Below are 25,343 nucleotides of genomic sequence, written 5' to 3'. Positions count from 1 at the left end.
TCTCCTATGCCCTGTCTTTTACTTCTATATGTGCTTCCCACATATCTTTGTAAAGTTTACTGCTCTTTAATAATTCATCATGAGTATTTGCAGCTTCCACTTTTCCGTCATTTATCACATATATTTTATCCACATCCTTTATAGTACTTAATCTGTGAGCTATCACAATCATTGTTTTATTCTTTGACAGCTTTGCTACAGCTGATTGTATCAATGCCTCATTTTCAGGATCGGTATATGCGGTAGCTTCATCCAGGATTATAAGCTTTGCATCCTTTAACATTGCCCTTGCTATAGAAATTCTTTGCCTTTCACCACCTGATAGATGTCCGCCGGCACCTCCTACAACAGTCTCATATCCGTCACTCAGATTCATTATAAAATCATGACATCCGCTTTTTTTAGCAATCTCTTCCACCTCTTTATCACTTGCTTTCGGATTTCCAAGCCTTATATTCTCTCTTATACTCAAATCAAATAAATAATTGTCCTGTGATACATAGGCTATAAATTTATTTTGCACATCTAAGGGTATTTCCTTTGTATTTACTCCACCTATTAAAATATTTCCCTCAAGGGTATCCCACAGACCTGCTATAAGCTTTGCTATTGTAGACTTTCCGCTTCCGCTTGGACCTACAAGTGCCACAACATTTCCGTCATCTATTTTCATATCGATACCATGCAAAACTTCTTTTTTATGATAGCCGAAGCGAACAGCCCTAAGCTCTACATTAGCATTCACTAACTTGCGTTCGGAATTTTTAGGCCTTTCCATATCTTTTTCTTCCATCACACTGCTGATTTCAGACATAATAGTGCCTACCTTGGCAAGATCCTCTGCAAAAGCCGAACATGTAATAAGCGGTGCTACGATTCCAAAGGACAGTATAATAATAAGTACAAATACAGGACCTAAAAGACTTCCCTTATTATAAAGATATACTCCTATCGGCAAAATTCCTACCAAGGTTGCAGGCAGCAAAGACATTGCCGTAGCCGAATACCGGATACACTCCCTCATCCATTCTATAAAGCAATCAGCTCCCTCCTTGGCAGCCAGCACAAATTTATCGTAGGAACTCTGCGCTTTTCCAAATACCTTTATTACCTCAATACCATTGATATATTCCACGGCGGTATCATTTAGCACCTTTGTTTTTACTATAGTATTATTATATCTTTCATCCATATTTTTAAACATTCCCATATAGGCAATTATGCCCACGGGAACAGTTATAAGGGATGCCAATGCCATTCTCCAATCCAGGAAAAACAAATAAATCACTATACATACAGGTCCTAAAATATTGGCTGTAAGCTCAGGTATCATATGTGCAAGAGTGATTTCCATGCTGTCAACTCTTTCAACTATGATATTTTTTAGTGAGCCTGACGGAATATCCTTTACATAGCCCAATGGAAGTTTATAAAGTTTTTCACAGAGATTTTTTCTTATATCGGCAAGCATTGCAAAAGTTATTTTATGCGAAATAAATGTTGATATATTATGAAATAATATTCTAAAAATCCAGACAATCATTATAACCAGGCATAAATTAAGATATATCGAATAATCCCTTACTCCCTCCAAGAGATTGACCATTATATTACCTATTATAAAATAAGGTGCCATCGCAAAAAATACTCCAAGTATTGCCGCACTTACAGATATAATATACCATCCCCTCTTTTGTTTAATGATATTTTTTAACCATGTAAAATCATATCTTTTCTTCATACTCAATTCTCCTCATCATATTTTAATCCAAGTAATCTGTCCCAGCCGGCTGCATAAAAATCCTGCAGACTGTTTACATATTCTATGGCATCATTCTTGTCAAAATCATGTGCAACGGTCTCAAAGATTCCGTTTAATAAAGAGCTTGCCAGCATATGACACAAATCCACTCTTATATTCCGGACAATGTAGCCCTCTTCCCTAAGCACATCCATAAATTTAATGCTGCTCTCCACCTCCATATCTACAAGATTGTCTACATAATGCTCATAACTTGAACCGAATCCATAGCATACTATCAGCTTAAAGCTGTCAAAGTATTCATATATTATGTCCATTATTTCCTCCATTCCCTGCTCCGAAAAGCTGTGCATGGAGGATATCTGTTCTTTCGGGGATGATTTTCCGAACATATCAAGCTTATTCTTAAAACCGTACAGAAGTTTATCCGCCCCCTCTTTTACCAGAATACTGAAAATCTTATTCTTATCGGCAAATCTGCTATAAAGCATTCCCGTAGTACATCCTGATTTTTCAGCAATAACTCTCATGGAAGCATTCATATATCCTTGCTCCATAAACTCTTTTTTTGCAATTTCAAGTATTTTTAATTCAATATCCGTATCTTTCATAAGTCTCTCCATTTCTTATAACACCGTTATTATAACGCTGTTATGGAAAAATGTAAACTAAAAATAAGCTGCAATTTTAAAATTAATGTGGATTTTTATGATGTATTTTCTTTATAAAATCAAAAAAGAGATATGACTGTTGCCATACCTCTTTCTTATTCAAAAATAATAATTATATAATGCAAAGCAATCTTTTATAAAACCGTTTTCATTGCTTCCCATCTTAATTTATATTATCTGTTTAATATCTCCATAAACTCATCACCTGTGATAGTTTCCTTCTCATACAGGAAACGGGATATTTCCTCAAGCTTTTCTCTGTTCTCCATAAGTATCTGAGCAGCTTTCTCATGCTGTTCCTTTACTAATGCCACTACCTGCCTATCTATTATAGCCGCAGTTTCCGCCGAGGCTGCCAGTGAGGTATCTCCCCCAAGATACCTGTTTGTAACAGTCTCAAGTGCGACCATATCAAAGTCTTTACTCATTCCGTATCTTGTAATCATAGCTCTTGCAAGCTTGGTAGCCTGTTCAATATCATTTGATGCTCCCGTGGAAACATCACCGAATACTACTTCCTCCGCAGCTCTTCCACCTGTGAGTGTGGCTATTTTATTTTCAAGTTCCGATTTTGTCATCAGATAATGATTGCCCTCATCCACCTGCATAGTATATCCAAGTGCACCTGAGGTTCTTGGTATAATAGTTATCTTGGTAACCGGTGCGGAATTTGTCTGTTTTGCCGCAACCAGTGCATGCCCCACCTCATGATAGGATACTCTCCACTTTTCGGCATCAGTTAAAATAGAATTCTTCTTTTGATATCCTGCAATTACCACCTCTATACTCTCTTCCAAATCGGATTGAATAACAAACTTTCTGTTATCCCTGACCGCCCTCAGTGCCGCTTCATTTATAATATTTGCAAGTTCCGCACCTGAAGCACCCGATGCCATCCTTGCAATGATTTTAAAATCCACATCATCTGCCAGCTTTATTTTCTTTGCATGAACCTTGAGTATTTCTTCTCTTCCCTTTAAATCAGGAAGTTCCACAGGTACACGCCTGTCAAATCTTCCCGGTCTTGTAAGTGCGGGATCAAGTGCATCAGGTCTGTTTGTCGCCGCAAGTATTATAACTCCTGAATTTCCCTCAAAGCCGTCCATCTCAGTCAAAAGCTGATTTAGAGTCTGTTCTCTTTCATCATTTCCGCCTATATGACCGTCTCTTTTTTTACCTATAGCGTCTATCTCATCAATAAATACTATGCATGGGGCTTTCTCCTTTGCCTGCTTAAACAAATCTCTTACCTTGGAAGCTCCCATACCTACAAACATCTCAACAAACTCGGAACCCGACATTGAAAAGAATGGTACATTCGCCTCACCTGCAACCGCCTTTGCAAGCATGGTCTTACCTGTTCCCGGAGGGCCTACAAGAAGTATTCCCTTTGGCATTGAAGCTCCGATATCCTTATATTTATTGGGATTATGCAGATAATCCACTATTTCCGTAAGATTCTCCTTTGCCTCGTCTTCACCTGCCACATCATCAAATTTTATACCCTCTGATGATTTTACATAAACCTTTGCTCCCGATTTGCCCATATTTCCAAACATCAATGAGTTTGCACTGTTTTTATCAAACATTCTCTTTGAAATTCTGTTCCATAAAAAATAAAATATTCCAAGCGGGATAATCCAGCTTATAATTGCCGACATAAACGGAGTATCTTTTCTTACTATCTCGCTTGAAAACTCAACATCTGCATTATGCAGTCTGTCTGTAAGCCCGGGATCATCCATCAATCCTGTTTTATACACCACATTATCATTCTTTGATTTAAAAAGTATTTGATTACTCTGTATATCAACTTTTGATATCTCTTTATTCTCAGTCATGGACATAAATGTGTTATAGCCCACTTCCTTTACCTGACCTTCTCTTATAAACGGAAGTACCATAAAATTTATTGCCGTCATTATTATAAATACTACAATATAATAATAAATAAAGGGCTTTCTGTTTTTGGGATCTTCTACCATATTGCCTCCTTTTCCAATATATCTAAATTCATTTCTGAATATGTAGACAAATATCTTTTGCAACTGTTGTTAGCACTATACCATACCGAGTGCTAGCAGTCAAGCAAAATTATAAGGTTAAATTGTATGCAACTTAACCTTATAATCAACTATTCCACTTTTTCAAATTCTATTTGAACCTTAAAAAGATCACCATCAATAATTATATCAAACTTTCCACCCTGCAGCATGGTCAATGACTTTGCTATGGAAAGCCCCAATCCGCTGCCTTCTGTAGTTCTTGATACATCACCTCTTACAAATCTTTCGGTAAGTTCCTCCGGTCTCATATTCAAAGGATTTTCAGAAATATTTTTTATAATAAATGTGGCGATTTTCCCGTCAGCCAGTATATCAATATAGACTCTGGAATTTTTTGCCGCATATTTGAAAGCATTATTATATAAATTCTCCAACACTCTCCACAGATGTCTGCCGTCCGCCCTTATCTTCACTCCGTTTGAGGGGGCATTTGATATAATGCTCAAGCCCTTTTCACTAAATTTTTCTTCAAATTCTCCATTGGTCTGATTTATCATCTCCACCAAATCAATATCCCTTAAATCCACCGAGATATTGCCGCTTGAAACCTTACTTGCTTCCACCAGATCCTCAGTCAGATTTTTTAAATGCTGGGATTTTAAGGATAAGATATCCAAATACTCCTGTATCTTCGCATTTTCCGGTTTTTCCCTCTTTATAAGATCCACATAATTTATAATTGAGGTAAGAGGTGTTTTTATATCATGAGAAACATTTGTGATCAAATCGGCTTTCAGTCTTTCACTCTTTACCTGATCGTTTATAGCGCCCTGAAATCCCTTACTGATATTATTCAGATCCTTTACTACGCTTGCCTCTCTTCCGCTAAACTCATCCTCTTTCAATCTGTATCTTGTATCCCCGTTTGCTATCTCCTTTATCGCCTCGGCAATCTGATCAAATGCAATGGCGGTCTTATATACTCTGTTAAATACAATGAAATTGATAATCAAAAACAATATAAAACAGATAAATATAATCAATCTTCCCAAAAGGCTTTTCTCATTTATCGTTGTGAGCAGGAAAAACGCCATGGCTACGAAATCCACCAAAATCAGTATCAGGAAATTGGAACAGAGTTTTCTCTTAAAGCTCCTTCTAAACATATGAAGTGAAAAGCTTTCTTTAATAATCTTGGTATAAGAATTTTTCCACAGAAGTCCTGCCTTATATTCTCTTAATACAGAGAATGCTATGGGCAGTGATATCAGATATATGGATGCATAATTTAACATTTGGTCTGCAAAGTTCCAATGTTTTTTTTCTATATATATATGCACCACTCTTTGACCTATAAAATTATTGGCTGTAAAAGAAATAACCGTGGCAAAAATAAGCAGTAAAATTTTTACCTCAAAAGGTATTATATCAAAGAGATTATTAAGCTTTATATCACTTCTGCCGTCACTGTGTCCGCTGAAAATAACAAGATATGCAAGGCTTAGCGCCATCACTATCATGCCTATGGTTACGGATACCAGCCCTATAACATACAGTCTTCTTTGACTTAAATAGTTTAGATTTCCCACTGCATATATATCTGTGGCTGTATATACCGTATTTATTGCAATATATATTTTATATGGCTTTGAAAGCTTATCCGTAAGTTTTTCCGCATAATAAGACAACTCTTTCGGTACAGTTCTAAGATTTGTATCCACCACCATACCTTGAGAAGAGGTTATAACATATTTTCCATATTCATATACACTTTTTATATTCAAAGATCTGTCATTTGTATACACTTCCTCGCCATATTCCAGTCTATATCTGAAATTTGACGGTGCCAAAACAAATCTCTCATAGGCATTATAGTATATTGCAAGTAAACCCAGACTTTCAGTTATGGCAGTCTTCATACTTATATACCCGTCTCCGGGTTCTGCTATACCCGAGCTGTCCGCATATGTTCTGTAATTTACAAAATAGGATGTATCTTCTATCTGATCCACAAGCTGATCCACAAGCTTTTGATCCGTAATACTTAAGTGAAAATGTTCATCAATATAGTATCCATGTCTTTTGGCATATTCTATGATGGAGCCAATTGTAAAATCCACATCATTACTCGGTCCCATATTCAGTCCGAAGATGTCCTTATTTATATCAAATTTTCCATCCGTTTCAAAAATATTTTTTAAATTTGCATACGAAAAAAGCAATGAAATATCAGAATCCACTTGTGACATAAATAAAGGCGAATCATCATAATTCTCCGCATTCATCCACAAAAGTCCCTTATTGAAATTTTCATTGCAAAAGATAATTGAAATACCTGTGACAAAAAAAATAAATGCTATCAGATGCAATATGCTTGCCCATAGCTTCATTTTTTTCTTTGACAAAAACATATTTTTATCCATATCAGTTTTGTTTTTCAATCTTATATCCTACTCCCCAAACCACCTTTAAATATCTTGGTTCCTTAGGATTTATCTCTATCTTCTCTCTTATATGTCTTATATGTACCGCTACGGTATTATCAGCCCCAATAGCCTCCTCATTCCAAATCTGCTCATATATCTCATCAATAGAAAATACTTTTCCGGCATTTTTTGCGAGCAATAAAAGTATATTATACTCTATAGGTGTAAGTTTTATCATTTCTCCGGCTATAGTGACCTCTTTTGTCTCATCATCTATCTCCAAATCACCTACTACCACCTTTTGTGACTCCGGTATTGATATATTTCCAAGCTTTTTATATCTTCTAAGCTGACTCTTTACCCTTGCTACAAGCTCCAAAGGATTAAAAGGCTTTGTCAAATAGTCATCCGCACCTATATTAAGTCCCAGTATCTTATCTGCATCCTCTGATTTTGCGGAAAGCATTATAATAGGCACCGTACTGTTCTCTCTTATCTTCATTGTCGCTCTTATTCCGTCAAGTACAGGCATCATTATATCTATTATAAGCAGGTCCACCCTGTTTTTTGCCATCAATTTTATAGCTTCTTCTCCATCATAGGCTGTAAGAACTTCAAAGCCTTCCCCTGAAAGATAGATTTTTATTGCGTCCACTATCTCCCTGTCATCATCACATACCAATATTAATTCCATAGTTCCACCTTTTAATATCTTGACTTAATTTTTATTTTGATTTAGTTTTAAATATAACTCATTATATTATACCATTTGTTTTAATATAAAAAAATGAATATTTTCTAACAGTTTTGTAGTTTTATAATTATAAACCTAAAGTGTTAATTTTTTGTGTCTTATAAAGGAAATATATGAATAGAGATGAATTTTTTTTAAAAGAAGCCATAAAGCAGGCAAAAAAAGCCGGAGATATAGGCGATGTTCCTATAGGCTGTGTGATTGTTTTTGAAGATAAGATAATAGCAAGAGGATATAATAGAAGAAACAAGGACAAGAGTACACTCTCTCATGCTGAAATTATTGCAATAAAAAAAGCATGTAAAAAGCTTGGAGATTGGAGACTTGAGGATTGTACCATGTATATAACGCTCGAGCCCTGCCCTATGTGTGCCGGTGCCATAATCCAGTCAAGAATAAAAAAAGTCGTACTCGGCGCCATGAATTCAAAGGCGGGATGTGCAGGCTCAATAATAAATATCTTGCAAACCGACGGCTTTAATCATAAAACTGAGATAAGTCTTATAGATGAACCTCTTCACAGTGAATGTGTTTCTCTTTTAACTTCCTTTTTTAAGGCATTAAGGGAGAATAAAAAATAATATAAATAAAAAGGGCAGACAATTTTAATATCGGTTTTTCTACCATATTAAAATGTCCGCCCATAATTTTACTCATCTACCAATTTTGCATTTGCAATCCTTCCATAGGTATTAGGTCCTTCCTCATATGTCTCAAAGACTCCCTCTATGGTAACCATGGCATCCTCCTCCGGGCAGCCTTCATGCAGATTCATCTTCCCATCCTCCCAAAGAAGTTCCAATCCCTGCGCACAGCAGGCAGCCGCATCCTTTATCATACAAAAATGATAATATTCATTTTTATCCTTACTATATGACGAATAATAGTTTCCTCTTATTTTAAATCTTTTCCCCTCATAGGTGTGAGGATCAATCATCATCTGATAAATCGTTGCATAAACCATGTCGGCTCCCATAATACTGAGGTCAAAGTCAATCTCCCCGTCATCCTTTAGTGTTTCGCTTTCCGATTCATTAAATGTAGAGCTCTCCGCCACTATACTACTTTTATTACCTGCCTTTTCACCATTGGCATTAACTTCATCAACTTTATTGGTGCTATTACATCCAACCATAAAAAGACAGGATAATACCAATATAAATCTCTTCATAAGCATTTCCTCTATCTAATTTATTTCGGCTATTATTATATTTTTTTTATAACGATATGTACAGTTGAAATTTAGATATTCCATTTTTTTTAATATTTATCATCTATTTTTTTCTTTCTTTAAAGTCGTTTTTCATTTGTAAATTTTTAACTAAAATATATATTTTTTATTTGCACTTATAATATTTTTGTTTACCTAAATTTTTTTTAGATTACTATTGATTTACTCTACTAAAGGTGCTATATTATAGATACCTAAAAAAAATTTAGGCATTCTAATAATAAAGGAATGGCAATAGTGATTTTATGAATAGAGATGATTTGACTTTAGAATCTTTGGTAATGATTGCACATGGTATAGCCAGACATTTTGGCAGTGATTGTGAAGTCTGTATTCATGATTTACAAGCTGACGATCTAGAGCACACTATCTGCTATATCATTAATGGTCATGTATCGGGAAGAAAAATCGGTGACGGTGCTTCAAAGATAGTTCTTGGAACTTTGGAAGCCTTGAAAAAAGGTGAAAATGTAAGTGATCACCTTGGTTACAGAACACATACCACCGATGGAAGGATTCTAAAATCTTCTACCGTCTTTTTAAAGGATGAAACCGGAAAATACAGATTTATCCTCGGTATAAACCATGATATGACAAATTTCATAAACGCTCAATCAACACTCGCAAGTATAGTTGAAAATTTTGAAACTGCCGAGGAAGACGTTTATGGACAAATCCCACTTAGTGTAAATGATTTGCTTGAAAATCTGATCGAACAAAGCGTAAGGATTGTGGGAAAAACACCTGCCCTTATGACAAAGGATGAAAAGATTAAGGCAATAAAGTTTTTACAAGATGCCGGCGCTTTTCTTATAACTAAGTCAGGGGACAAGATTTCTCAATTTTTTGGAATTAGTAAATTCACACTGTACAGCTATATTGAACAGGCAAAAACAGTGGATGAATAATAGCATTTTGCTAAAAATTTAGGAGGTTTAAAATTTCATGTCACAACTAAAATGGGTCTTAAACAATATGCCCAAAACAGAGGATGCCAATCTTCCAATAATGTCTGTGGAAGAAGTAACAAAAGCGAAAGAATTCCATGAGAGCTTTCCACAGTATACTCAAACACCATTGGCAGATTTAAAGGAAATGGCTGAGTTCCTGGGACTTGGAACAGTAAAGGTAAAGGATGAGTCTTACAGATTCGGTTTGAATGCATTTAAGGTTCTTGGCGGTTCTTATGCTATCGCTAAGTACATAGCTGATGAGATGAATGTAGATGTATCGGAACTACCTTATTCAGTTCTTACATCCGATGAGTTTGCAAAGAAATTCAAACCTGCTACATTCTTCTCTGCTACAGATGGTAACCATGGTCGTGGAGTAGCTTGGGCAGCAAATAAATTACATCAAAAATCAGTAATTATCATGCCAAAGGGTTCTACAGAAACCAGATTAAACAATATCAAGGCTGAAGGTGCTGATGCTTGGATTTCTGATGTAAACTATGATGAATGTGTTCGTGAGGCTGCAAAGCTTGCTGCCGGAGTTGAGCATGGTGTTGTAGTTCAGGATACAGCTTGGGAAGGCTATGAGAAGATACCTGCATGGATAATGCAAGGTTATGGTACTATGGCTCTTGAGGCTGATGCTCAGTTTGCTGAGAGACCGACTCATGTATTTGTTCAAGCGGGTGTAGGTTCACTTGCAGGTGCAATGGTTGGTTACTTTGCCAACAAGTATAAGGACAACCCACCGGTTATGGTAGTTGTTGAGGCGGAGGCTGCTGCATGTCTTTACAAGGGTGCTGTTGCGGCAGACGGTCAGATAAGAATAGTAGATGGAGATATGGATACAATCATGGCAGGTCTTGCTTGCGGTGAGCCAAATATCACATCTTGGGATATATTAAAAAATCATGTGACATGCTTTATAGCTGCTGAAGATATTGTGGCTGCAAGAGGTATGCGTATGCTTAATGCTCCTTTAAAGGGAGATACTCAGGTACTTTCAGGTGAGTCAGGTGCTGCACCATTTGGTGCACTTGCTACTATCATGATGGATGATGAGTACAAGGAGCTTAGAGAGAAACTAAACTTAACTAAGGATTCTAAGGTATTACTTTTCTCAACTGAGGGCGACACCGATCCACAGCGTTGGAGAAATATTATCTGGGAAGCTAAAGAAAGATAAGATATAGTTATTTATATTTAAGGAGGAACAATACAATGGGTAAATTATCAAGTGAAGAGTTAGAGAAGATTAAATCTTTAGCTGAAGGCTACAAAGCTGATATGACAGCTTTCCTTCGTGCTATCGTTGCTAATCCGGGTGAGTCATCTGACGAGGCTGCTCACGTTGCTACTATCAAGGCTGAGATGGAGAAGGTAGGCTTTGATGAGGTTAAGGTTGATCCACAGGGAAATGTTATGGGATTCATGGGAACAGGAAAGACTCTCATCGCATTTGACGGACATATCGATACAGTAGGTATCGGAAACAGAGATAACTGGAACTTTGATCCGTATGAGGGATTTGAGGACGAGGAAGAAATCGGTGGTCGTGGTGTTTCCGATCAGCTTGGTGGAACAGTTTCTGCAGTATATGCTGCAAAGATCATGAAGGATCTTGGACTTCTTAATGATAAGTATCGCGTAATGGTGGTTGGTACAGTTCAGGAAGAGGACTGTGACGGTCTTTGCTGGGAGTACATCTATCATGAGGATAAGATCAGACCTGAGTTCGTAGTATCTTCAGAGCCTACAGACGGTGGTCTTTACAGAGGTCAAAGAGGACGTATGGAAATCAGAATCGATGTTAAGGGTGTTTCTTGCCACGGTTCAGCTCCTGACAGAGGTGACAATGCTATCTACAAGATGGCTGATATCTTAAGAGATGTTCGTGCTCTTAACAACAACGGTGATGCAGAGTCTACAGAGATCAGAGGACTTGTAAAGATGCTTAATCCAAAGTACAATGATCAGTGGAAAGAGGCTAGATTCCTTGGCAGAGGAACTGTTACAGCTTCACAGATCTTCTTCACATCACCTTCTCGTTGTGCAGTTGCCGACTCATGTGCAGTATCTCTTGACAGAAGAATGACTGTTGGTGAGACATGGGAGTCATGTCTTGAGGAAATCAGACAGCTTCCTGCAGTTAAGAAGTATGGTGATGATGTAGTTGTAAGTATGTACAACTATGACAGACCTTCATTTACAGGTGTTGTATATCCTATCGAGTGCTACTTCCCAACATGGGTATTACCAGAGGATCATAAGGTTTGTACAAGTGCTGTAGCAGCTTACAAGGATCTCTTTGGCGATAAGAGAATCGGTAATGCTAAGACTACACCTGAGCGTGAGGTAAGACCGCTTCTTGATAAGTGGACATTCTCTACAAACGGTGTTTCAATCATGGGTAGAAACGGTATCCCTGTAATAGGATTCGGACCGGGTGCCGAGGCACAGGCTCATGCTCCAAACGAGATCACATGGAAGAAAGACCTTGTAACTTGTGCAGCATTCTATGCGGCTCTTCCTGCTTACTACTGTGACTAATTTAAAATAATATTCATGTTTAACCACCGAGCTTTTGCCCGGATGGTTGAACATTTGCACAAGCTATAAAAAATATATTAAAATTTTAAGCGTGTAACGCTTTGTTAAATAAGGAGAAAAATATGTCAAACTTCAAAAATTTAGTTGAAAAGTTAAAAGGCCTCAAAACACAGGATATGTTCATGAACGACTTCTTCCTTACATGGGAAAAGACAGATGATGAGCTTAATGCTGTATGGACAGTTGCTGATGCACTTCGTGACCTCAGACAGAGAAATATCTCTACAAAGGTTTTCGATTCAGGACTTGGAATCTCACTCTTCCGTGATAACTCAACAAGAACAAGATTCTCATTCGCTTCAGCTTGTAACCTTTTAGGTCTTGAGGTTCAGGATCTTGACGAGGGTAAATCACAGATCGCTCATGGTGAGACAGTTCGTGAGACAGCTAACATGATCTCATTCATGGCTGATATCATCGGTATCAGAGATGATATGTACATCGGTAAGGGTAATGCATATATGCACGAAGTTGCAGACTCTGTTGAGGCAGGATACAAGGACGGCGTTCTTGAGCAGAGACCTACTCTTGTAAACCTTCAGTGTGATATCGATCACCCTACACAGTGTATGGCTGATGCATTACATGTAATCCATGAGCTTGGCGGTATCGAAAACCTTAAGGGTAAAAAACTTGCTATGACTTGGGCTTATTCACCGTCTTACGGTAAGCCGCTCTCAGTTCCACAGGGTGTTATCGGTCTTTTCACAAGACTCGGTATGGATGTTGTTTTAGCTCATCCGGAAGGTTATGAGGTTATGCCTGACGTTGTTAAGCAGGCTGAGAAGCAGTCAGCTGCATGTGGCGGTAAGTTCACAGTTACAAATGATATGAAGGAAGCATTCAAGGATGCTGATGTCGTTTATCCAAAGTCTTGGGCACCATTTGCTGCAATGGAGAAGAGAACAAATCTTTATGCAGAGGGTGATTCAGAAGGTATCAAGGCATTGGAGAAGGAGCTCTTAGCTCAGAACGCTAACCACAAGGATTGGGCATGTACAGAAGAAATGATGAAGCTTACAAAGGACGGTAAAGCTCTTTACCTTCACTGCTTACCTGCTGATATCACAGGCGTTTCTTGTAAGGAAGGCGAGGTTGATGCTTCAGTATTTGACAGATACAGAGATCCGCTTTACAAAGAGGCAAGCTTTAAGCCATATGTAATCGCAGCTATGATCTTACTTGAGAAGTTCAAGGATCCTGCTAAGGTTTTAGAGCAGCTTGAGGCACGTGGACAGGACAGAATCTTTTCAGAAAAATAATAAATAAGGCCTAAGAGTCTTAATGAATTTGGCAATATAATTTTATTGCCTATACAAAGGGGCAGGCTATACTGCCCCTTTATCTTTGTAAACTATATCCTAATAAAAAGGGGAGATTTATATGAAATTCAAAAGCAAGATTGTAATCGCTCTTGGTGGTAACGCCCTAGGTAATAATTTAAAAGAGCAGATGGTAGCTGTAAAAACTACTGCAAAGGCTATCGTAGATTTGATTGAAGATGGCCATGAGGTTCTTATCGTTCACGGAAACGGTCCACAGGTCGGTGTAATAAATAATGCCATGACAGAGTATGCGCATAATACCGACTCTGATTCAACTCCACTTTCAGTTTGTGTTGCAATGAGCCAGGCTTATATCGGATATGATATCCAGAATGCGCTTCATGAGGAGTTCTTAAACAGAAATCTTGAAGTTCCGCCTATCGCTACAGTTGTAACTCAGGTAAGAGTGGATGAAAATGATAAGGCATTTGAGAACCCTACAAAACCTATCGGAAAGTTCATGGGTAAGGATGAGGCTCTTGAAGCTGCCGGAAGCAGAGGTTGGATAGTAAAAGAAGATGCCGGAAGAGGCTACAGAAGAGTTGTTGCTTCTCCTGCACCAAAGGAAATCATTGAATTGTCAGCTATTAAGTCAATGGCGGACAACGGTCAGGTTGTAATCTGCTGCGGTGGCGGCGGAATCCCTGTAGTATCAAACGGTAAGCATCTTTCAGGTGCTCCTGCCGTAATAGATAAGGATGCTGCTGCTGCACTCCTTGCAAAAAATGTAGGCGCAGATACACTTATTATCCTTACTGCTGTAGAAAAAGTTGCCATCGGATATGGCACAGAAAATGAAAAATGGTTAGATAAGCTCAGCACAGCTGAAGCTTTAAAGTATGCTGATGACGGAGAGTTCGCTCCGGGATCAATGCTTCCAAAAGTACTTGCCGCAGTAGATTTTGCTGCTTCAGGTGAAAATAAAACTGCTATGATAACATTGCTTGAAAAAGCTAAAGATGCAATTAACGGCAAAACAGGTACAAGAATTGTAGATTGATCGGGGAGGTATTGATAATATGAGTAATTCAGCAAATGCAGGCCAGAAGCAGTATGCTTCTATATTTGAATCAGACGGATTTCCAAAGCTTTCAGAAGCTATTCCACTCGCACTTCAGCACGTGGTTGCAATGATTGTAGGTTGTATTACACCTGCTATTATCGTGGCAAACGTTGCCGGTGTTTCTGAAGCTGATAGAGTAATTATGATACAAGTTTCACTTGTAGTTTCAGCTCTTTCCACATTCCTACAGTTATTCGGTATAGGTACCAAAACCTTTAGGATCGGTGCAAAGCTTCCTATGATTATTGGTATAAGTTTTGCATATGTTCCGAGTATGACAGCTATTGCAGGTACTTCCGGTATTTCCGCAATACTTGGTGCACAGATAGTTGGCGGTATTATCGCCATTATAGTAGGACTTTTTGTTAAGAGTATTCAGAAGTTCTTCCCGCCTCTTGTAACAGGTACTGTAGTATTTACTATAGGTCTTTCACTTTACTCAGTTGCTGTAAATTATATGGCAGGCGGTATAGGTAAAGACAACTACGGTTCAATACAAAACTGGGCAATTGCTTTAATAACACTTATTATAGTTATAGCATTAAACAACTTCGGAAAGGGCCTTGTAAAACTTGCCTCAATCCTTATTGCAATGATTATAGGTTATATAATAGCTCTTTGTACAGGTATGATCAATTTCTCATCTGTTGCAAGTGCAGGTGTGTTCTCACTTCCACAGCCTTTACACTTCGGAATAACATTTGAGCCTGCTGCTTGTGTAGCAATCGGACTTTTGTTTGCTATCAACTCTATTCAGGCTATCGGTGACTTCACAGCTACAACAAGCGGTGCTATGGACAGACTGCCTACAGGTGACGAGCTTAGAAGCGGTATTATGGGTTACGGTATCACAAACATTATCGGTGCTCTTCTTGGCGGACTTCCTTCAGCTACATACTCACAAAATGTAGGTATTGTAACTACAACAAAGGTTATAAACAGAGTTGTACTCGGACTTGCAGGTGTTGTAATACTTATAGCGGGTCTTATACCTAAGTTCTCCGCACTGCTTACCACTATTCCGTTATGCGTACTTGGCGGTGCTACAATCTCTGTATTTGCTTCAATAGCAATGACAGGTGTGAAGCTTATCTTCACAGAGAAGATGGACTTTAGAAACACATCTATTGTCGGACTTGCAGTAGCTCTCGGTGTCGGTCTTTCACAGGCGCAGGATTCACTGTCTGCATTCCCGCCGGCATTCACAACCATCTTCGGTAAGAGCCCTGTAGTAGTTGCAACTATTGTTGCTATATTATTAAATATCCTTCTTCCAAAATCACAGGAAGGTAAGAAATAATAATTTATAATTTGAATCATAGCAAAGCTCCCACCCGATTTCGGGTGGGAGCTTTTTTAAGGAAATATAAAGTATTATATAAAATCCGTTTTAAATTAATTAAACGGTTTATATCTATCTTTTGATCTCTGATAAGCTTACCTTTCTGTCTTCATTAATTGATATTGTAAGCGCATCAGCTGTCGCAATAGCCGCTCTGGCAGCTTTTCCTGTAAGAAGAGGCATAAACTCATCACTGACTTTAGCCCCATGCATTACATCATTAAAGAATTTCATTTCATTCTTCATAATACTGTGCAGCCACATAGGAGGTTTCTTACCCGGCTTTCCATACATAATAGCACCGTCCATCTCTGTTCCGTGATAAATTCTTGTACGGTCATCATCCTCTTCCTTTGTCTCGTGTACAAGGAAATGCTCTTCTTTATCTCCTACTCTTAAAGTACCTCCACAATCATACATATCGATCTTTATGGCACCCTTTGTACCCTGTATAAGCACATAATGCTGTGGCCAACGAAATGCCGAGCCGTATTCAAGCACTGCAAACTTTTTACCGGGAAATTCAAGGCTTATAAAAAGCATATCATCCTCATCACCGAATTCCTCACCCTGATGTGCTACATTTCCGCCCATCATTGTTACTTTCTCAGGCTCACCCATTATAAACTGAATGCAGTCAAGCTCATGTATATGATGATATAAATGTCCTCCGGATTTTTCACGGATTTTTTTCCAGCTTATACTCTCCTGCGGCTCTTCCCATCCGTTTCTTGCGGAATGACAATAAAGCACATCTCCTATAACTCCGTCATTGATAAGCTTCTTTGCATGTCTTACACCCTTAAAGAAGTTCATAACATGACCTGCCATAAGTCTTACACCATGCTCCTCACAGGCTCTTACCATCTCATCACAATCATTGTAAGAAAGTGCTATAGGCTTTTCACAGAATACATGAACACCATGCTCTGCCGCCTTTATTACAGGCTCCTTATGTAAGTAATTGGGTGAGGCAACAATAACCGCATCAACATCTCCTCTACTGTATAATTTATCCAAATCCGTTTCAACATCACAGTTTAATTCTTTTGCTACTTCCTCGGCATTATTCGGATCAAGAACTGCAACTATTTTTGCATTCTCCTGCTCATTCATTATTCTGCCTAGCTCCGCACCGAAATATCCTGTTCCTACAAGTGCATATCCAATTCTGTCCATTTAAAAAACCTCCATTTTATTTTACTGAGCCTTCAGTCATACCGCCTGCAATATATCTTTGTATAAATGTAAAGAATACCACGGATGGAATAACAACTATTGTAGATGCAGCCATCATACTTCCCCAATCAAGGATTTCCGCACCCTGTAAAGACTTCAAAGCTACTGAAACCGTCATTAAATTTGTACTGTTTATAAGAATCAATGAGTATAAAAATTCATTCCACGCATTGATAAATGTATATATTGCAGTTGCCACTATACCGGGAGCTACAAGAGGTAATACTATTCTCACAAAAGTAACAAGCTTATTTGCCCCGTCCACTCTTGCAGCCTCTTCTATACCGATCGGCACTGTTTTAAAAAATCCCACCAGCATCCATACCGCATAAGGTACACTGAATGATAAATATACTATTATTAAACCGACTCTTGTATTTGTAAGTCCTATCTTTGCCATTACAAGGGAATACGGTATGGCAAGAAGTATAGGCGGAAACATATATGTCGTTACCAAAACTCTTGACATAATATTTCCAAACTTCGGGAAAAACCTTACTATGCCGTATGCCGCCATAGAGGATACCGTTATTGCAATAACTGTGGTAATCAAAGCGATTATCAAGCTGTTTCCGATATTAACCGCAAATCCCAGATTATCTATTACATTCTTATAATTAGCTAAAGTAAATTCCTTAGGTAAAAAAGAAGTCGGGTTGGAAGTCAACTCCCCTGATGCCTTTACCGAGGAAAGTATTACCCATACCAATGGGAAGAATGCAATAACTGATAAAATAATAAGATAAAAATGACAAACTATACTTCCGATTTTTTCTTTAATCTTTCCCATTATCACTTATTCTCCTTTTCCCATCTGTCTATGACCTTAAAATACAGCGTACAGATAATCATCAAGAACATAAGCAACAGCATTGTTACCGCTGATGATTTGCCAAGCAGCTTTGTACCCCAGCCCATGTTGTAGGCATATATAGGTACTGTTGTAGTTGCATTTGCAGGTCCGCCTCCTGTTATCAAATAAATCAAGTCAAAGTTATTAAAAACCCAAATTGTTCTTAAGACCACAAGCAGTCCTACAACCACCTTGATATGTGGCAATGTGATATGTTTAAACTGCTGCAATTTGCTTGCCCCGTCAATCTGAGCCGCCTCGTACTGGTCTGTAGGTATGGTTTGGAGTGCAGATAATACATTGACCATTATCATCGGTGCACCGAACCATATATTTATAAATATAAGTGTTCCGAATACAAGACCTCCGTCACTTAAAAACTGTGGCAGGCTTGAAGTAAATCCCAGATTCATAAGTAAATTTGGAATAAATCCTGATACACCGTTTAGAATCCATTTCCATGCAAGCGCTATTACTATTGACGGAAATGCCCAAGGTATAATCAGCAATATCCTGTAGACTCCTTTAAAACGCTTTACTCTGTGTAATGCCAATGCTGCACTAAATCCTATGGCGATTTGTCCAAGCAAGGAAAATACCGTCCACATTATAGAAATTAAAAATGCTTTATAAAAATTGGAGTCCGAAAGTATTGAAATATAATTTTTTAATCCTATAAATTTATAATTCGGCTTTGTCAAATGCTTAGTTGTCAAACTGAAATACGAACTTGAAAAAATAGGATAAATAAGTAAGGCTCCGACAATTATTAAGGCGGGCAGTACAAACAACCATCTTGAATAATTCGCTTTTATCTTATCTCGCATCAAGCTTCCTCCTTTCTAAAAAATGCCCCGATAGCAAACGGGGCATTAGGTTTCATTATTGTACTGATTCAAATATCTCATTTAGCTTATCTTCAGCAGTTTTGGCTGCGGTGTTTACATCTGTACCATTTGTTATGATATCCTGGAACATTCCTTCAATTATTCCCTGCGATGTTAAAAGACCTGCCTGTACACTTGGGCCATGTTCAAAACCGATTGCCGTACCCATTTGTACTGCCTTGGAAATTACTTCCTCTTCCTTAGCAAACTTCTGAACAGTTTCATTTGATTTGTATTTTTCCGAATCTGAGATACCGGTTATTGCCGGAAGCATTCCTACCGGAGTCGCAGCTAAAAAGTCTGTATATGTTTCAGTATCATACAATGTTTTCATAAATGCCTTGCATATTTCAGGATGCTCTGATTTTGCCCATACCACCATTGGAATATTGGATGTTTCAGCACCATAATCAGGATCATCAGCCTTTATCTTAGGTAGTAATGCACATGAGATTTGGCTCTCCAAATCCGGTGAGTTTGTCTTAACACCCGAAATCTGGAATCCGCTGTTAAAGTCAAATGCCGTCTTTCCCTGATAATATAAATTCGCCTGATCAAGTACTGCATAATTCACAGAATCCTGTGGTGAACAGTTTTTATAAATATCCAACCAGAAATTTATTCCGTCTATAGCTTCTTTGCTTGTGAGATTTGCCTTTAAATCCTCTGTTAAAAGGCTTCCGCCTGCACTGCGAACATAGAAGTTTAAAAATCTTGTTGCCATCAAATCATTTGAGCCGCATGGGAAAGAGCATCCGTATACTCCGTCCTTTGTAAGAGCCTTTGCAGCAACTGCAAACTCCTCCCATGTCTGCGGTACTTCAAGATTGGCTGCTTCAAGAAGATCCTTTCTGTACCACATAACCTGCGCATGTGAGTATAAAGGTATTGAATAGCAGGCTCCATCTTTTTCACCCTCTGAAAGCGCAGTTTTTGCAAATCTGTCTCTGCCGATATTATCAATAAGATCATCCAAAGGAACTACCGCTTCTGAATCCATCATCTCCACTACATGGCTTGGAAGTGCTGTACTCATATCAGGTACATTACCTGATGCAAGTCCTGTAGTCCACTTTGTATAAAAATCCCCCCATGAGAAAGTCTCTATATTTATCTTAACCTTCGGGTTCTCCTGCATAAAATTATCAGCCGCCTTTTGTATAACCTCAAGTCTTGGCCCCTGTGTAAATGAATGCCAGAATGTAATTTCACCCTCCAGCTCTTTAGCCTCCTCAGTCTGAGTATTCGCTTCATTTGTTTTAGTATTTTGACCGCCTCCACAGGCTGCAAGTGATGATGCCGCTAACACTGCTGCTAATAATCCGCTTAAAAATCTCTTCTTCATATTGCCTCCATTAAGTTTTATGTTCTTATCACAATAATAAATATTTATACGCTCATTTGTGATAAATGTTATTGATAGCGTTATTATATTATATTTTTTGTTGTTTTTCTATAAAGTATAGTCTCAATAGTAGCATAATACACTTATTAAATAATCTTATTTAGTTAAATTTTGAACATTCCATTATTTTCTTACATGAAAATAAAACAGGCATTTCTATGTAAATAAACAAGAAAACACCTGTTTTTTTATATTTTTTTTTGTGCTTAACACTTATAAATAGCACATAATGCTCAAATTATTCTTTTGCAGCTAAACGATACTGTCTTGGAGTATAGCCGAATGCTTCCTTAAATTCTCTGATAAAATAGTTGGGATCTTTATATCCTGTACTGTAGGCTATATCATTTATGGATGCATTACTTACAAGAAGTTTTCTTGCCGCTGTTGTCAGTTTCAGATCCTTTATATAAACCATTGGCGATTTACCCAGCTGTTCCTTAAACAATGAACTGAATCTTTGCTTACTTAAATCAGCCATATCCGCAAGTATTTGTGGTGTATATTCCTCAAACGGATGTAAAATCACATAATCCAGCACTGTCTGTATCCTGCTGTCTATTTTTGTTGTTGCCTTTTTTATTCTACTCACCAAATTCTCAGATGTATACTCCTCAGACCTTTTAATTTTCATAGCCTGTTCAGGATTCATCCTACTCACCTTTGATATTAAACTGCCTATCAAAAGTTCCATATAACCTCTTACAAAAAACATTCTTGCAGGATCTTCGTCCTTTATATAATGGTATATTTTCTCGAAAAAGACTTTTTCCTCCGCTCCGTCCATCACATTTGGAATGCCGTAATAATCCTTTAAAAAATCTCCCCCCTCAAAATATACCGAATTTGTAAATCTGATACTTGTAAATGAAAAAATATTTCCCGTCGTATAACATGATAGTTTACTCCCTTTCGGTATATAAACTATCTGGGATTTACCTACAATAAATTCTTCATTGTCTATAAAAAAAGTTCCGCTCCCCGACTCTATATATCTAAGCATATTGTATGGCACCGTGCTTTCCGGATACACCCAGTTTTTGCCGAAAGAGTATGTATCGATATACAAAAAATTAAATCTTATATTGTCAAACAATTGCAGTCACCCTTATTTCTTGATCTTTGTACATATATCTACTGAATATAATATTCACAGCTGTTATAATGCTTTAAATATACCATAATAAGGTGTTTTTTTCTATATTAACACTGTTTTTGTACAAAGTATAAATTTTACTTGTTCCTGCTGAAAGTGTTTTTCTTTGTATTTATTAAAGTTCACCAATTCTTCTCTGGACTTGATATACATATCAATGTATACTTTACTAAGTGATATTTGCCTAAAGGCAGATATGTATGAAAGGAGAGTGTATGGATATACCTTATAAGATTTATTTAGAAGAAAATGAGATGCCGAAATATTGGTATAATATGAGGGCTGATATGAAGAACAAACCGGCTCCGCTTTTAAATCCGGGCACACATAAGCCTGTGACATATGAAGAATTGGCAAATGTATTTTGTGATGAGCTTGTTAAGCAGGAGCTTGATGATACCACAGCTTATTTTGAGATACCTGAAGAGATTAGAGCATTTTACAGAATGTACAGACCGGCTCCGCTTGTCAGGGCATACTGTCTTGAGGAAAAACTCGGTACTCCTGCAAAGATTTATTATAAATTTGAGGGAAATAATACCAGCGGAAGTCATAAGCTGAATTCAGCTATAGCACAAGCCTACTATGCAAAGGAGCAGAGATTAAAAGGTGTTACTACCGAGACCGGTGCAGGACAATGGGGCACAGCTCTTTCTATGGCATGTGCATACTTCGGGCTTGATTGTAAGGTATATATGGTTAAGGTATCTTATGAGCAAAAGCCCTTTAGGCGTGAGGTTATGAGAACATATGGTGCCACTGTTACACCTTCACCGTCTATGGAAACAGAGGTGGGAAGAAGGATACTAAAAAAACATCCGGGCACTACAGGAAGTCTTGGATGTGCTATATCGGAGGCAGTGGAAAAAGCTACAACTACAGACGGTTACAGATATGTTCTGGGTAGCGTACTTAATCAGGTTTTATTGCATCAGTCCATCATAGGTCTTGAAACTAAGGCGGCACTTGATAAATATAATATCAAGCCTGATATTATAATAGGATGTGCAGGCGGAGGCTCAAATCTTGGCGGTCTTATATCTCCTTTTATGGGCGAAAAGCTAAGAGGTGAAAGCGATGTAAGAATAATTGCCATAGAGCCGGCATCATGCCCAAGCTTTACAAGAGGTACCTTTGCCTATGACTTCTGCGATACAGGTATGATGACTCCTCTTGCAAAGATGTATACTCTCGGCAGTGATTTTATTCCGTCTCCAAGCCATGCAGGCGGTCTTAGATATCATGGAATGAGCTCTACACTTTCACAGCTCTATCATGACGGTTATATGGAAGCAGCATGCGTAAATCAGACTGATGTATTTAAAGCCGCTGAATATTTTGCAAGAATCGAGGGTATTCTACCTGCTCCCGAGAGCTCACATGCTATATATGCGGCTATTGAAGAAGCTAAGAAATGTAAAGAGAGCGGTGAGGAAAAGACTATTGTATTCGGTCTTACAGGAACAGGATATTTTGATATGGTTGCTTATGAAAAATTCCATGACGGAAAAATGGATGATACTGTACCAAGTGATGAGGAACTTAAAAAATATGCCGATATGCTGCCGAAAGTAGATTAATATCTAATTTTGCATTAAAAAGAGGCTGTCGCTTTAATAATATAATGCCCAAACTATGGTAGAATATAAATTCAAACTACCGATATTGAACATTATTTATCTGTATTGCGACAGCCCCTTTTTATTTATTTTCTATTAAATAATATATTGCTCCTATAAGACCTGCGTCATTCCCCAGTTTTGCAGGCACTATTTCAAGACCTTCCAAAAATCTGGGCATTATCTTTTCATTCACCCTTTTACTTAAGGCTTCTATAAACTCTTTTCTGCCGCTTACTCCGCCGCCTATTATCACCAGTTCAGGATTAAATATATGCACAAGCGAAATGATTCCGAGTGAAATATCATCCACCCAATTATCTACGGCTTTCTCCAACAGGCTGTTTCCTTTCAGAGCGTCAAATATCTTTCTTCCATTGAGATTTTCTTCAAACTCTTTTGGAAAAGCTGACGGATTTTCCTTTTGCAAGGCGGAGACCTTTCTTACAAGTGCAGTTGTGGAAGCATACTTTTCAAGACAGCCCGTATTTCCGCAGGAACAACTCTCTCCACTTCCATGTATCACTATATGACCTATCTCTCCTGCCAAACCTTTTTTCCCAAGCAATATCCTGTCATCAACTATAATTCCGCCTCCTACTCCCGTGCCTATAGTGACAGCAACTATATCCTTATAGCCTTTTCCCGCTCCTATCCATTTTTCACCCAGAGCGGCACTGTTTGCATCATTTATAACAATGGTCTTTATAGAATATTTCTTTTCAAAACTTTCTTTTATCTTTGAACCTACCCAGTTTTTGATATGTCCGGCACTTCCGATAACCTCACCATTGACAGAATCTATCTGTCCTGTGGCTGATACTCCGATTCCTGATATATCTCTGAAACTAAGACCACCTGAGGCAACAAAATATTCTGTTTTTTCCAAAACGGTTTTCAGTATAGGTGTTTCATATCCGTCAAAGGATACCGAGAACTCATCCCTGTGAAGTATATTGCTATCCTCATCCACAAGTCCGAACTTTGCCGCAGTTCCGCCTATATCAATACCTAAATATACTTTATTCATCATAAAAATTTCTTTTTAGCGTCAACAATCATCTTTGCAGCTGCTTTTGCAATTTCTTTGTCCTCACTGTTAAGTGCGACCAAAGGTTTTCTTACGCTACCTATATCAAGCCCCTCATTGATTCTAAGTACTTCCTTTATCATAGCATACATATTTCCATGTCCTGATGTAAGCTTTGCAATGATATCATTTACACAGTACTGAATCTCATTTGCTCTCTTCATATCTCCCGACTCTATGCACTCATCCATAGCAAGGAAAAGCTCAGGCATTGCACCATATGTTCCACCGATACCTGCCTTGGCACCGATTACTCTGCCTGAAACAAACTGCTCATCCGGACCGTTAAATACAATATAATCCTCTCCTCCGTCTCTTACAAATCCCTGAATATCAAATACAGGCATGGAAGAGTTCTTTACACCTATAACATTTTTATTTTCACGCATCTTTGCATAAAGACCTCTGCTTAAAGCCACACCTGCAAGCTGTGGAATATTGTAAATAATAAAATCGGTACCGGGAGCAGCACTGCTGTAGTCATTCCAATACTCTGCGATAGCATACTCGGGAAGCTTAAAATATATAGGAGGAATAGCCGCAACAGCATCTACACCAAGCTCCTTTGCATGAGCCGCCAGTTCCATACCATCCTTTGTGTTATTACAAGCGATATGATTTATTATAGTAAGATTTCCCTTAACCTTCATCACATTCTCAAGCACGACTTTTCTGTCTTCCACACTCTGATATATACACTCACCTGAAGAACCGTTTACATATACACCCTTTACCTTTTTGTCAACGAAATATTCTGTCAGTGCTCTTACTCTTTCAGGGCTGATTTCTCCCTTATCATCATAACATGCATAAAATGCCGGAATGACTCCCTTGTACTTGTCTAAGTTTCTCATAGTTCCTCCTTATTATAGAGATAGTATCAAAGGGGACAAAAAACTTTGCCCCCAACATCATATAATTATGTGATAAGAATAACACTCAATGAATAGT

At 38.0% G+C, this 25,343-nt stretch carries 21 protein-coding genes; 8 read left to right on the top strand and 13 right to left on the bottom strand.

What is annotated here, in order from left to right; translation table 11 throughout:
• Positions 1-4: 4 nt before the first annotated feature.
• The 5 genes from J4O15_RS06525 to J4O15_RS06505 form a co-directional block, all read right to left on the bottom strand.
• Entirely contained in the window at positions 5-1,741 is a 1,737-nt protein-coding gene (locus tag J4O15_RS06525) for an ABC transporter ATP-binding protein (RefSeq protein WP_208100122.1), read from the bottom strand.
• 2 nt (positions 1,742-1,743) lie between these two features.
• Complete coding sequence (locus J4O15_RS06520; RefSeq protein WP_009220058.1) at positions 1,744-2,373, bottom strand: TetR/AcrR family transcriptional regulator; 630 nt, start codon at positions 2,371-2,373, stop codon at positions 1,744-1,746.
• A 233-nt stretch (positions 2,374-2,606) separates the two neighbouring features.
• The gene (gene ftsH / locus J4O15_RS06515) at positions 2,607-4,418 is read right to left on the bottom strand and encodes an ATP-dependent zinc metalloprotease FtsH (RefSeq protein WP_208100121.1); all 1,812 of its coding nucleotides are present in this window, start codon (positions 4,416-4,418) and stop codon (positions 2,607-2,609) included.
• A 149-nt stretch (positions 4,419-4,567) separates the two neighbouring features.
• Positions 4,568-6,862, bottom strand: coding sequence for a sensor histidine kinase (locus J4O15_RS06510; RefSeq protein ID WP_208100279.1), 2,295 nt, complete (start codon positions 6,860-6,862; stop codon positions 4,568-4,570).
• 1 nt (position 6,863) lies between these two features.
• Positions 6,864-7,559, bottom strand: a complete 696-nt coding sequence (locus J4O15_RS06505) for a response regulator transcription factor (protein ID WP_009220055.1) — start codon at positions 7,557-7,559, stop codon at positions 6,864-6,866.
• A gap of 173 nt (positions 7,560-7,732) precedes the next feature.
• Here J4O15_RS06505 and tadA point away from each other — a divergent pair, with 173 nt between their 5' ends.
• Entirely contained in the window at positions 7,733-8,200 is a 468-nt protein-coding gene (gene tadA, locus J4O15_RS06500) for a tRNA adenosine(34) deaminase TadA (RefSeq protein ID WP_208100120.1), read from the top strand.
• A 68-nt stretch (positions 8,201-8,268) separates the two neighbouring features.
• Here tadA and J4O15_RS06495 read toward each other — a convergent pair whose 3' ends face one another.
• Complete coding sequence (locus J4O15_RS06495) at positions 8,269-8,790, bottom strand: hypothetical protein (RefSeq protein WP_208100119.1); 522 nt, start codon at positions 8,788-8,790, stop codon at positions 8,269-8,271.
• 305 nt (positions 8,791-9,095) lie between these two features.
• Between J4O15_RS06495 and J4O15_RS06490 the strand changes: the two genes are divergently transcribed.
• The 6 genes from J4O15_RS06490 (at position 9,096) to J4O15_RS06465 (ending at position 16,101) form a co-directional block, all read left to right on the top strand.
• A complete protein-coding gene (locus J4O15_RS06490; protein ID WP_208100118.1) occupies positions 9,096-9,758 on the top strand; it encodes a helix-turn-helix transcriptional regulator in 663 nt (220 codons plus the stop codon).
• Positions 9,759-9,795: 37 nt separating this feature from the next.
• Positions 9,796-10,989, top strand: coding sequence for a diaminopropionate ammonia-lyase (gene dpaL / locus J4O15_RS06485; RefSeq protein ID WP_208100117.1), 1,194 nt, complete (start codon positions 9,796-9,798; stop codon positions 10,987-10,989).
• Between the two features lie 35 nt (positions 10,990-11,024).
• Positions 11,025-12,353 (top strand): YgeY family selenium metabolism-linked hydrolase, encoded by a 1,329-nt coding sequence (locus tag J4O15_RS06480; RefSeq protein WP_208100116.1) that lies wholly within the window; start codon positions 11,025-11,027, stop codon positions 12,351-12,353.
• A 122-nt stretch (positions 12,354-12,475) separates the two neighbouring features.
• A complete protein-coding gene (gene ygeW / locus J4O15_RS06475) occupies positions 12,476-13,675 on the top strand; it encodes a knotted carbamoyltransferase YgeW (protein ID WP_208100115.1) in 1,200 nt (399 codons plus the stop codon).
• A gap of 121 nt (positions 13,676-13,796) precedes the next feature.
• The gene (gene arcC / locus J4O15_RS06470; protein ID WP_208100114.1) at positions 13,797-14,738 is read left to right on the top strand and encodes a carbamate kinase; all 942 of its coding nucleotides are present in this window, start codon (positions 13,797-13,799) and stop codon (positions 14,736-14,738) included.
• A gap of 19 nt (positions 14,739-14,757) precedes the next feature.
• Positions 14,758-16,101 (top strand): uracil-xanthine permease family protein, encoded by a 1,344-nt coding sequence (locus J4O15_RS06465; RefSeq protein ID WP_009220047.1) that lies wholly within the window; start codon positions 14,758-14,760, stop codon positions 16,099-16,101.
• A gap of 114 nt (positions 16,102-16,215) precedes the next feature.
• On the opposite strand, the gene J4O15_RS06460 is transcribed toward J4O15_RS06465, so the two are convergent.
• The 5 genes from J4O15_RS06460 to J4O15_RS06440 all read right to left on the bottom strand — a co-directional run bounded on the left by J4O15_RS06460 (position 16,216) and on the right by J4O15_RS06440 (position 21,623).
• On the bottom strand, positions 16,216-17,322 hold the full coding sequence (locus J4O15_RS06460; RefSeq protein ID WP_208100113.1) for a Gfo/Idh/MocA family protein: 1,107 nt from the start codon (positions 17,320-17,322) through the stop codon (positions 16,216-16,218).
• 16 nt (positions 17,323-17,338) lie between these two features.
• Entirely contained in the window at positions 17,339-18,172 is an 834-nt protein-coding gene (locus J4O15_RS06455; RefSeq protein ID WP_009220045.1) for a carbohydrate ABC transporter permease, read from the bottom strand.
• Between the two features lie 2 nt (positions 18,173-18,174).
• Complete coding sequence (locus J4O15_RS06450; protein ID WP_009220044.1) at positions 18,175-19,062, bottom strand: carbohydrate ABC transporter permease; 888 nt, start codon at positions 19,060-19,062, stop codon at positions 18,175-18,177.
• Between the two features lie 55 nt (positions 19,063-19,117).
• A complete protein-coding gene (locus J4O15_RS06445) occupies positions 19,118-20,467 on the bottom strand; it encodes an ABC transporter substrate-binding protein (protein WP_208100112.1) in 1,350 nt (449 codons plus the stop codon).
• 298 nt (positions 20,468-20,765) lie between these two features.
• Positions 20,766-21,623 carry an AraC family transcriptional regulator gene (locus tag J4O15_RS06440; protein ID WP_009220042.1) on the bottom strand — a complete coding sequence of 286 codons (858 nt, stop codon included), beginning with the start codon at positions 21,621-21,623 and terminating at the stop codon, positions 20,766-20,768.
• A gap of 275 nt (positions 21,624-21,898) precedes the next feature.
• Here J4O15_RS06440 and J4O15_RS06435 point away from each other — a divergent pair, with 275 nt between their 5' ends.
• Complete coding sequence (locus J4O15_RS06435) at positions 21,899-23,263, top strand: TrpB-like pyridoxal phosphate-dependent enzyme (protein ID WP_208100111.1); 1,365 nt, start codon at positions 21,899-21,901, stop codon at positions 23,261-23,263.
• Positions 23,264-23,384: 121 nt separating this feature from the next.
• Here J4O15_RS06435 and J4O15_RS06430 read toward each other — a convergent pair whose 3' ends face one another.
• Complete coding sequence (locus J4O15_RS06430) at positions 23,385-24,335, bottom strand: ROK family protein (protein WP_208100110.1); 951 nt, start codon at positions 24,333-24,335, stop codon at positions 23,385-23,387.
• On the bottom strand, positions 24,332-25,246 hold the full coding sequence (locus J4O15_RS06425) for a dihydrodipicolinate synthase family protein (protein ID WP_208100109.1): 915 nt from the start codon (positions 25,244-25,246) through the stop codon (positions 24,332-24,334). The genes J4O15_RS06430 and J4O15_RS06425 overlap by 4 nt, the downstream gene beginning before the upstream one ends.
• Positions 25,247-25,343 lie beyond the last annotated feature (97 nt).

This window comes from Lachnoanaerobaculum sp. Marseille-Q4761 (assembly GCF_017565785.1).
GTDB lineage: Bacteria > Bacillota > Clostridia > Lachnospirales > Lachnospiraceae > Lachnoanaerobaculum.
Note: the sequence above shows the minus strand (reverse complement) of the source record. Positions and strands in the feature narration are given on the sequence as shown.

Coding starts and splice junctions, on each gene's coding strand:
- J4O15_RS06435 (WP_208100111.1), top strand. CDS start 21,899: ATGGATATACCTTATAAGATTTATTTAGAAGAAAATGAGATGCCGAAA.
- J4O15_RS06445 (WP_208100112.1), bottom strand. CDS start 20,467: ATGAAGAAGAGATTTTTAAGCGGATTATTAGCAGCAGTGTTAGCGGCA.
- dpaL (WP_208100117.1), top strand. CDS start 9,796: ATGTCACAACTAAAATGGGTCTTAAACAATATGCCCAAAACAGAGGAT.
- J4O15_RS06525 (WP_208100122.1), bottom strand. CDS start 1,741: ATGAAGAAAAGATATGATTTTACATGGTTAAAAAATATCATTAAACAA.
- J4O15_RS06430 (WP_208100110.1), bottom strand. CDS start 24,335: ATGATGAATAAAGTATATTTAGGTATTGATATAGGCGGAACTGCGGCA.
- J4O15_RS06450 (WP_009220044.1), bottom strand. CDS start 19,062: ATGCGAGATAAGATAAAAGCGAATTATTCAAGATGGTTGTTTGTACTG.
- J4O15_RS06510 (WP_208100279.1), bottom strand. CDS start 6,862: ATGGATAAAAATATGTTTTTGTCAAAGAAAAAAATGAAGCTATGGGCA.
- J4O15_RS06425 (WP_208100109.1), bottom strand. CDS start 25,246: ATGAGAAACTTAGACAAGTACAAGGGAGTCATTCCGGCATTTTATGCA.
- J4O15_RS06505 (WP_009220055.1), bottom strand. CDS start 7,559: ATGGAATTAATATTGGTATGTGATGATGACAGGGAGATAGTGGACGCA.
- arcC (WP_208100114.1), top strand. CDS start 13,797: ATGAAATTCAAAAGCAAGATTGTAATCGCTCTTGGTGGTAACGCCCTA.
- J4O15_RS06465 (WP_009220047.1), top strand. CDS start 14,758: ATGAGTAATTCAGCAAATGCAGGCCAGAAGCAGTATGCTTCTATATTT.
- J4O15_RS06455 (WP_009220045.1), bottom strand. CDS start 18,172: ATGGGAAAGATTAAAGAAAAAATCGGAAGTATAGTTTGTCATTTTTAT.
- tadA (WP_208100120.1), top strand. CDS start 7,733: ATGAATAGAGATGAATTTTTTTTAAAAGAAGCCATAAAGCAGGCAAAA.
- J4O15_RS06490 (WP_208100118.1), top strand. CDS start 9,096: ATGAATAGAGATGATTTGACTTTAGAATCTTTGGTAATGATTGCACAT.
- J4O15_RS06480 (WP_208100116.1), top strand. CDS start 11,025: ATGGGTAAATTATCAAGTGAAGAGTTAGAGAAGATTAAATCTTTAGCT.
- ftsH (WP_208100121.1), bottom strand. CDS start 4,418: ATGGTAGAAGATCCCAAAAACAGAAAGCCCTTTATTTATTATTATATT.
- J4O15_RS06460 (WP_208100113.1), bottom strand. CDS start 17,322: ATGGACAGAATTGGATATGCACTTGTAGGAACAGGATATTTCGGTGCG.
- J4O15_RS06495 (WP_208100119.1), bottom strand. CDS start 8,790: ATGAAGAGATTTATATTGGTATTATCCTGTCTTTTTATGGTTGGATGT.
- J4O15_RS06520 (WP_009220058.1), bottom strand. CDS start 2,373: ATGAAAGATACGGATATTGAATTAAAAATACTTGAAATTGCAAAAAAA.
- ygeW (WP_208100115.1), top strand. CDS start 12,476: ATGTCAAACTTCAAAAATTTAGTTGAAAAGTTAAAAGGCCTCAAAACA.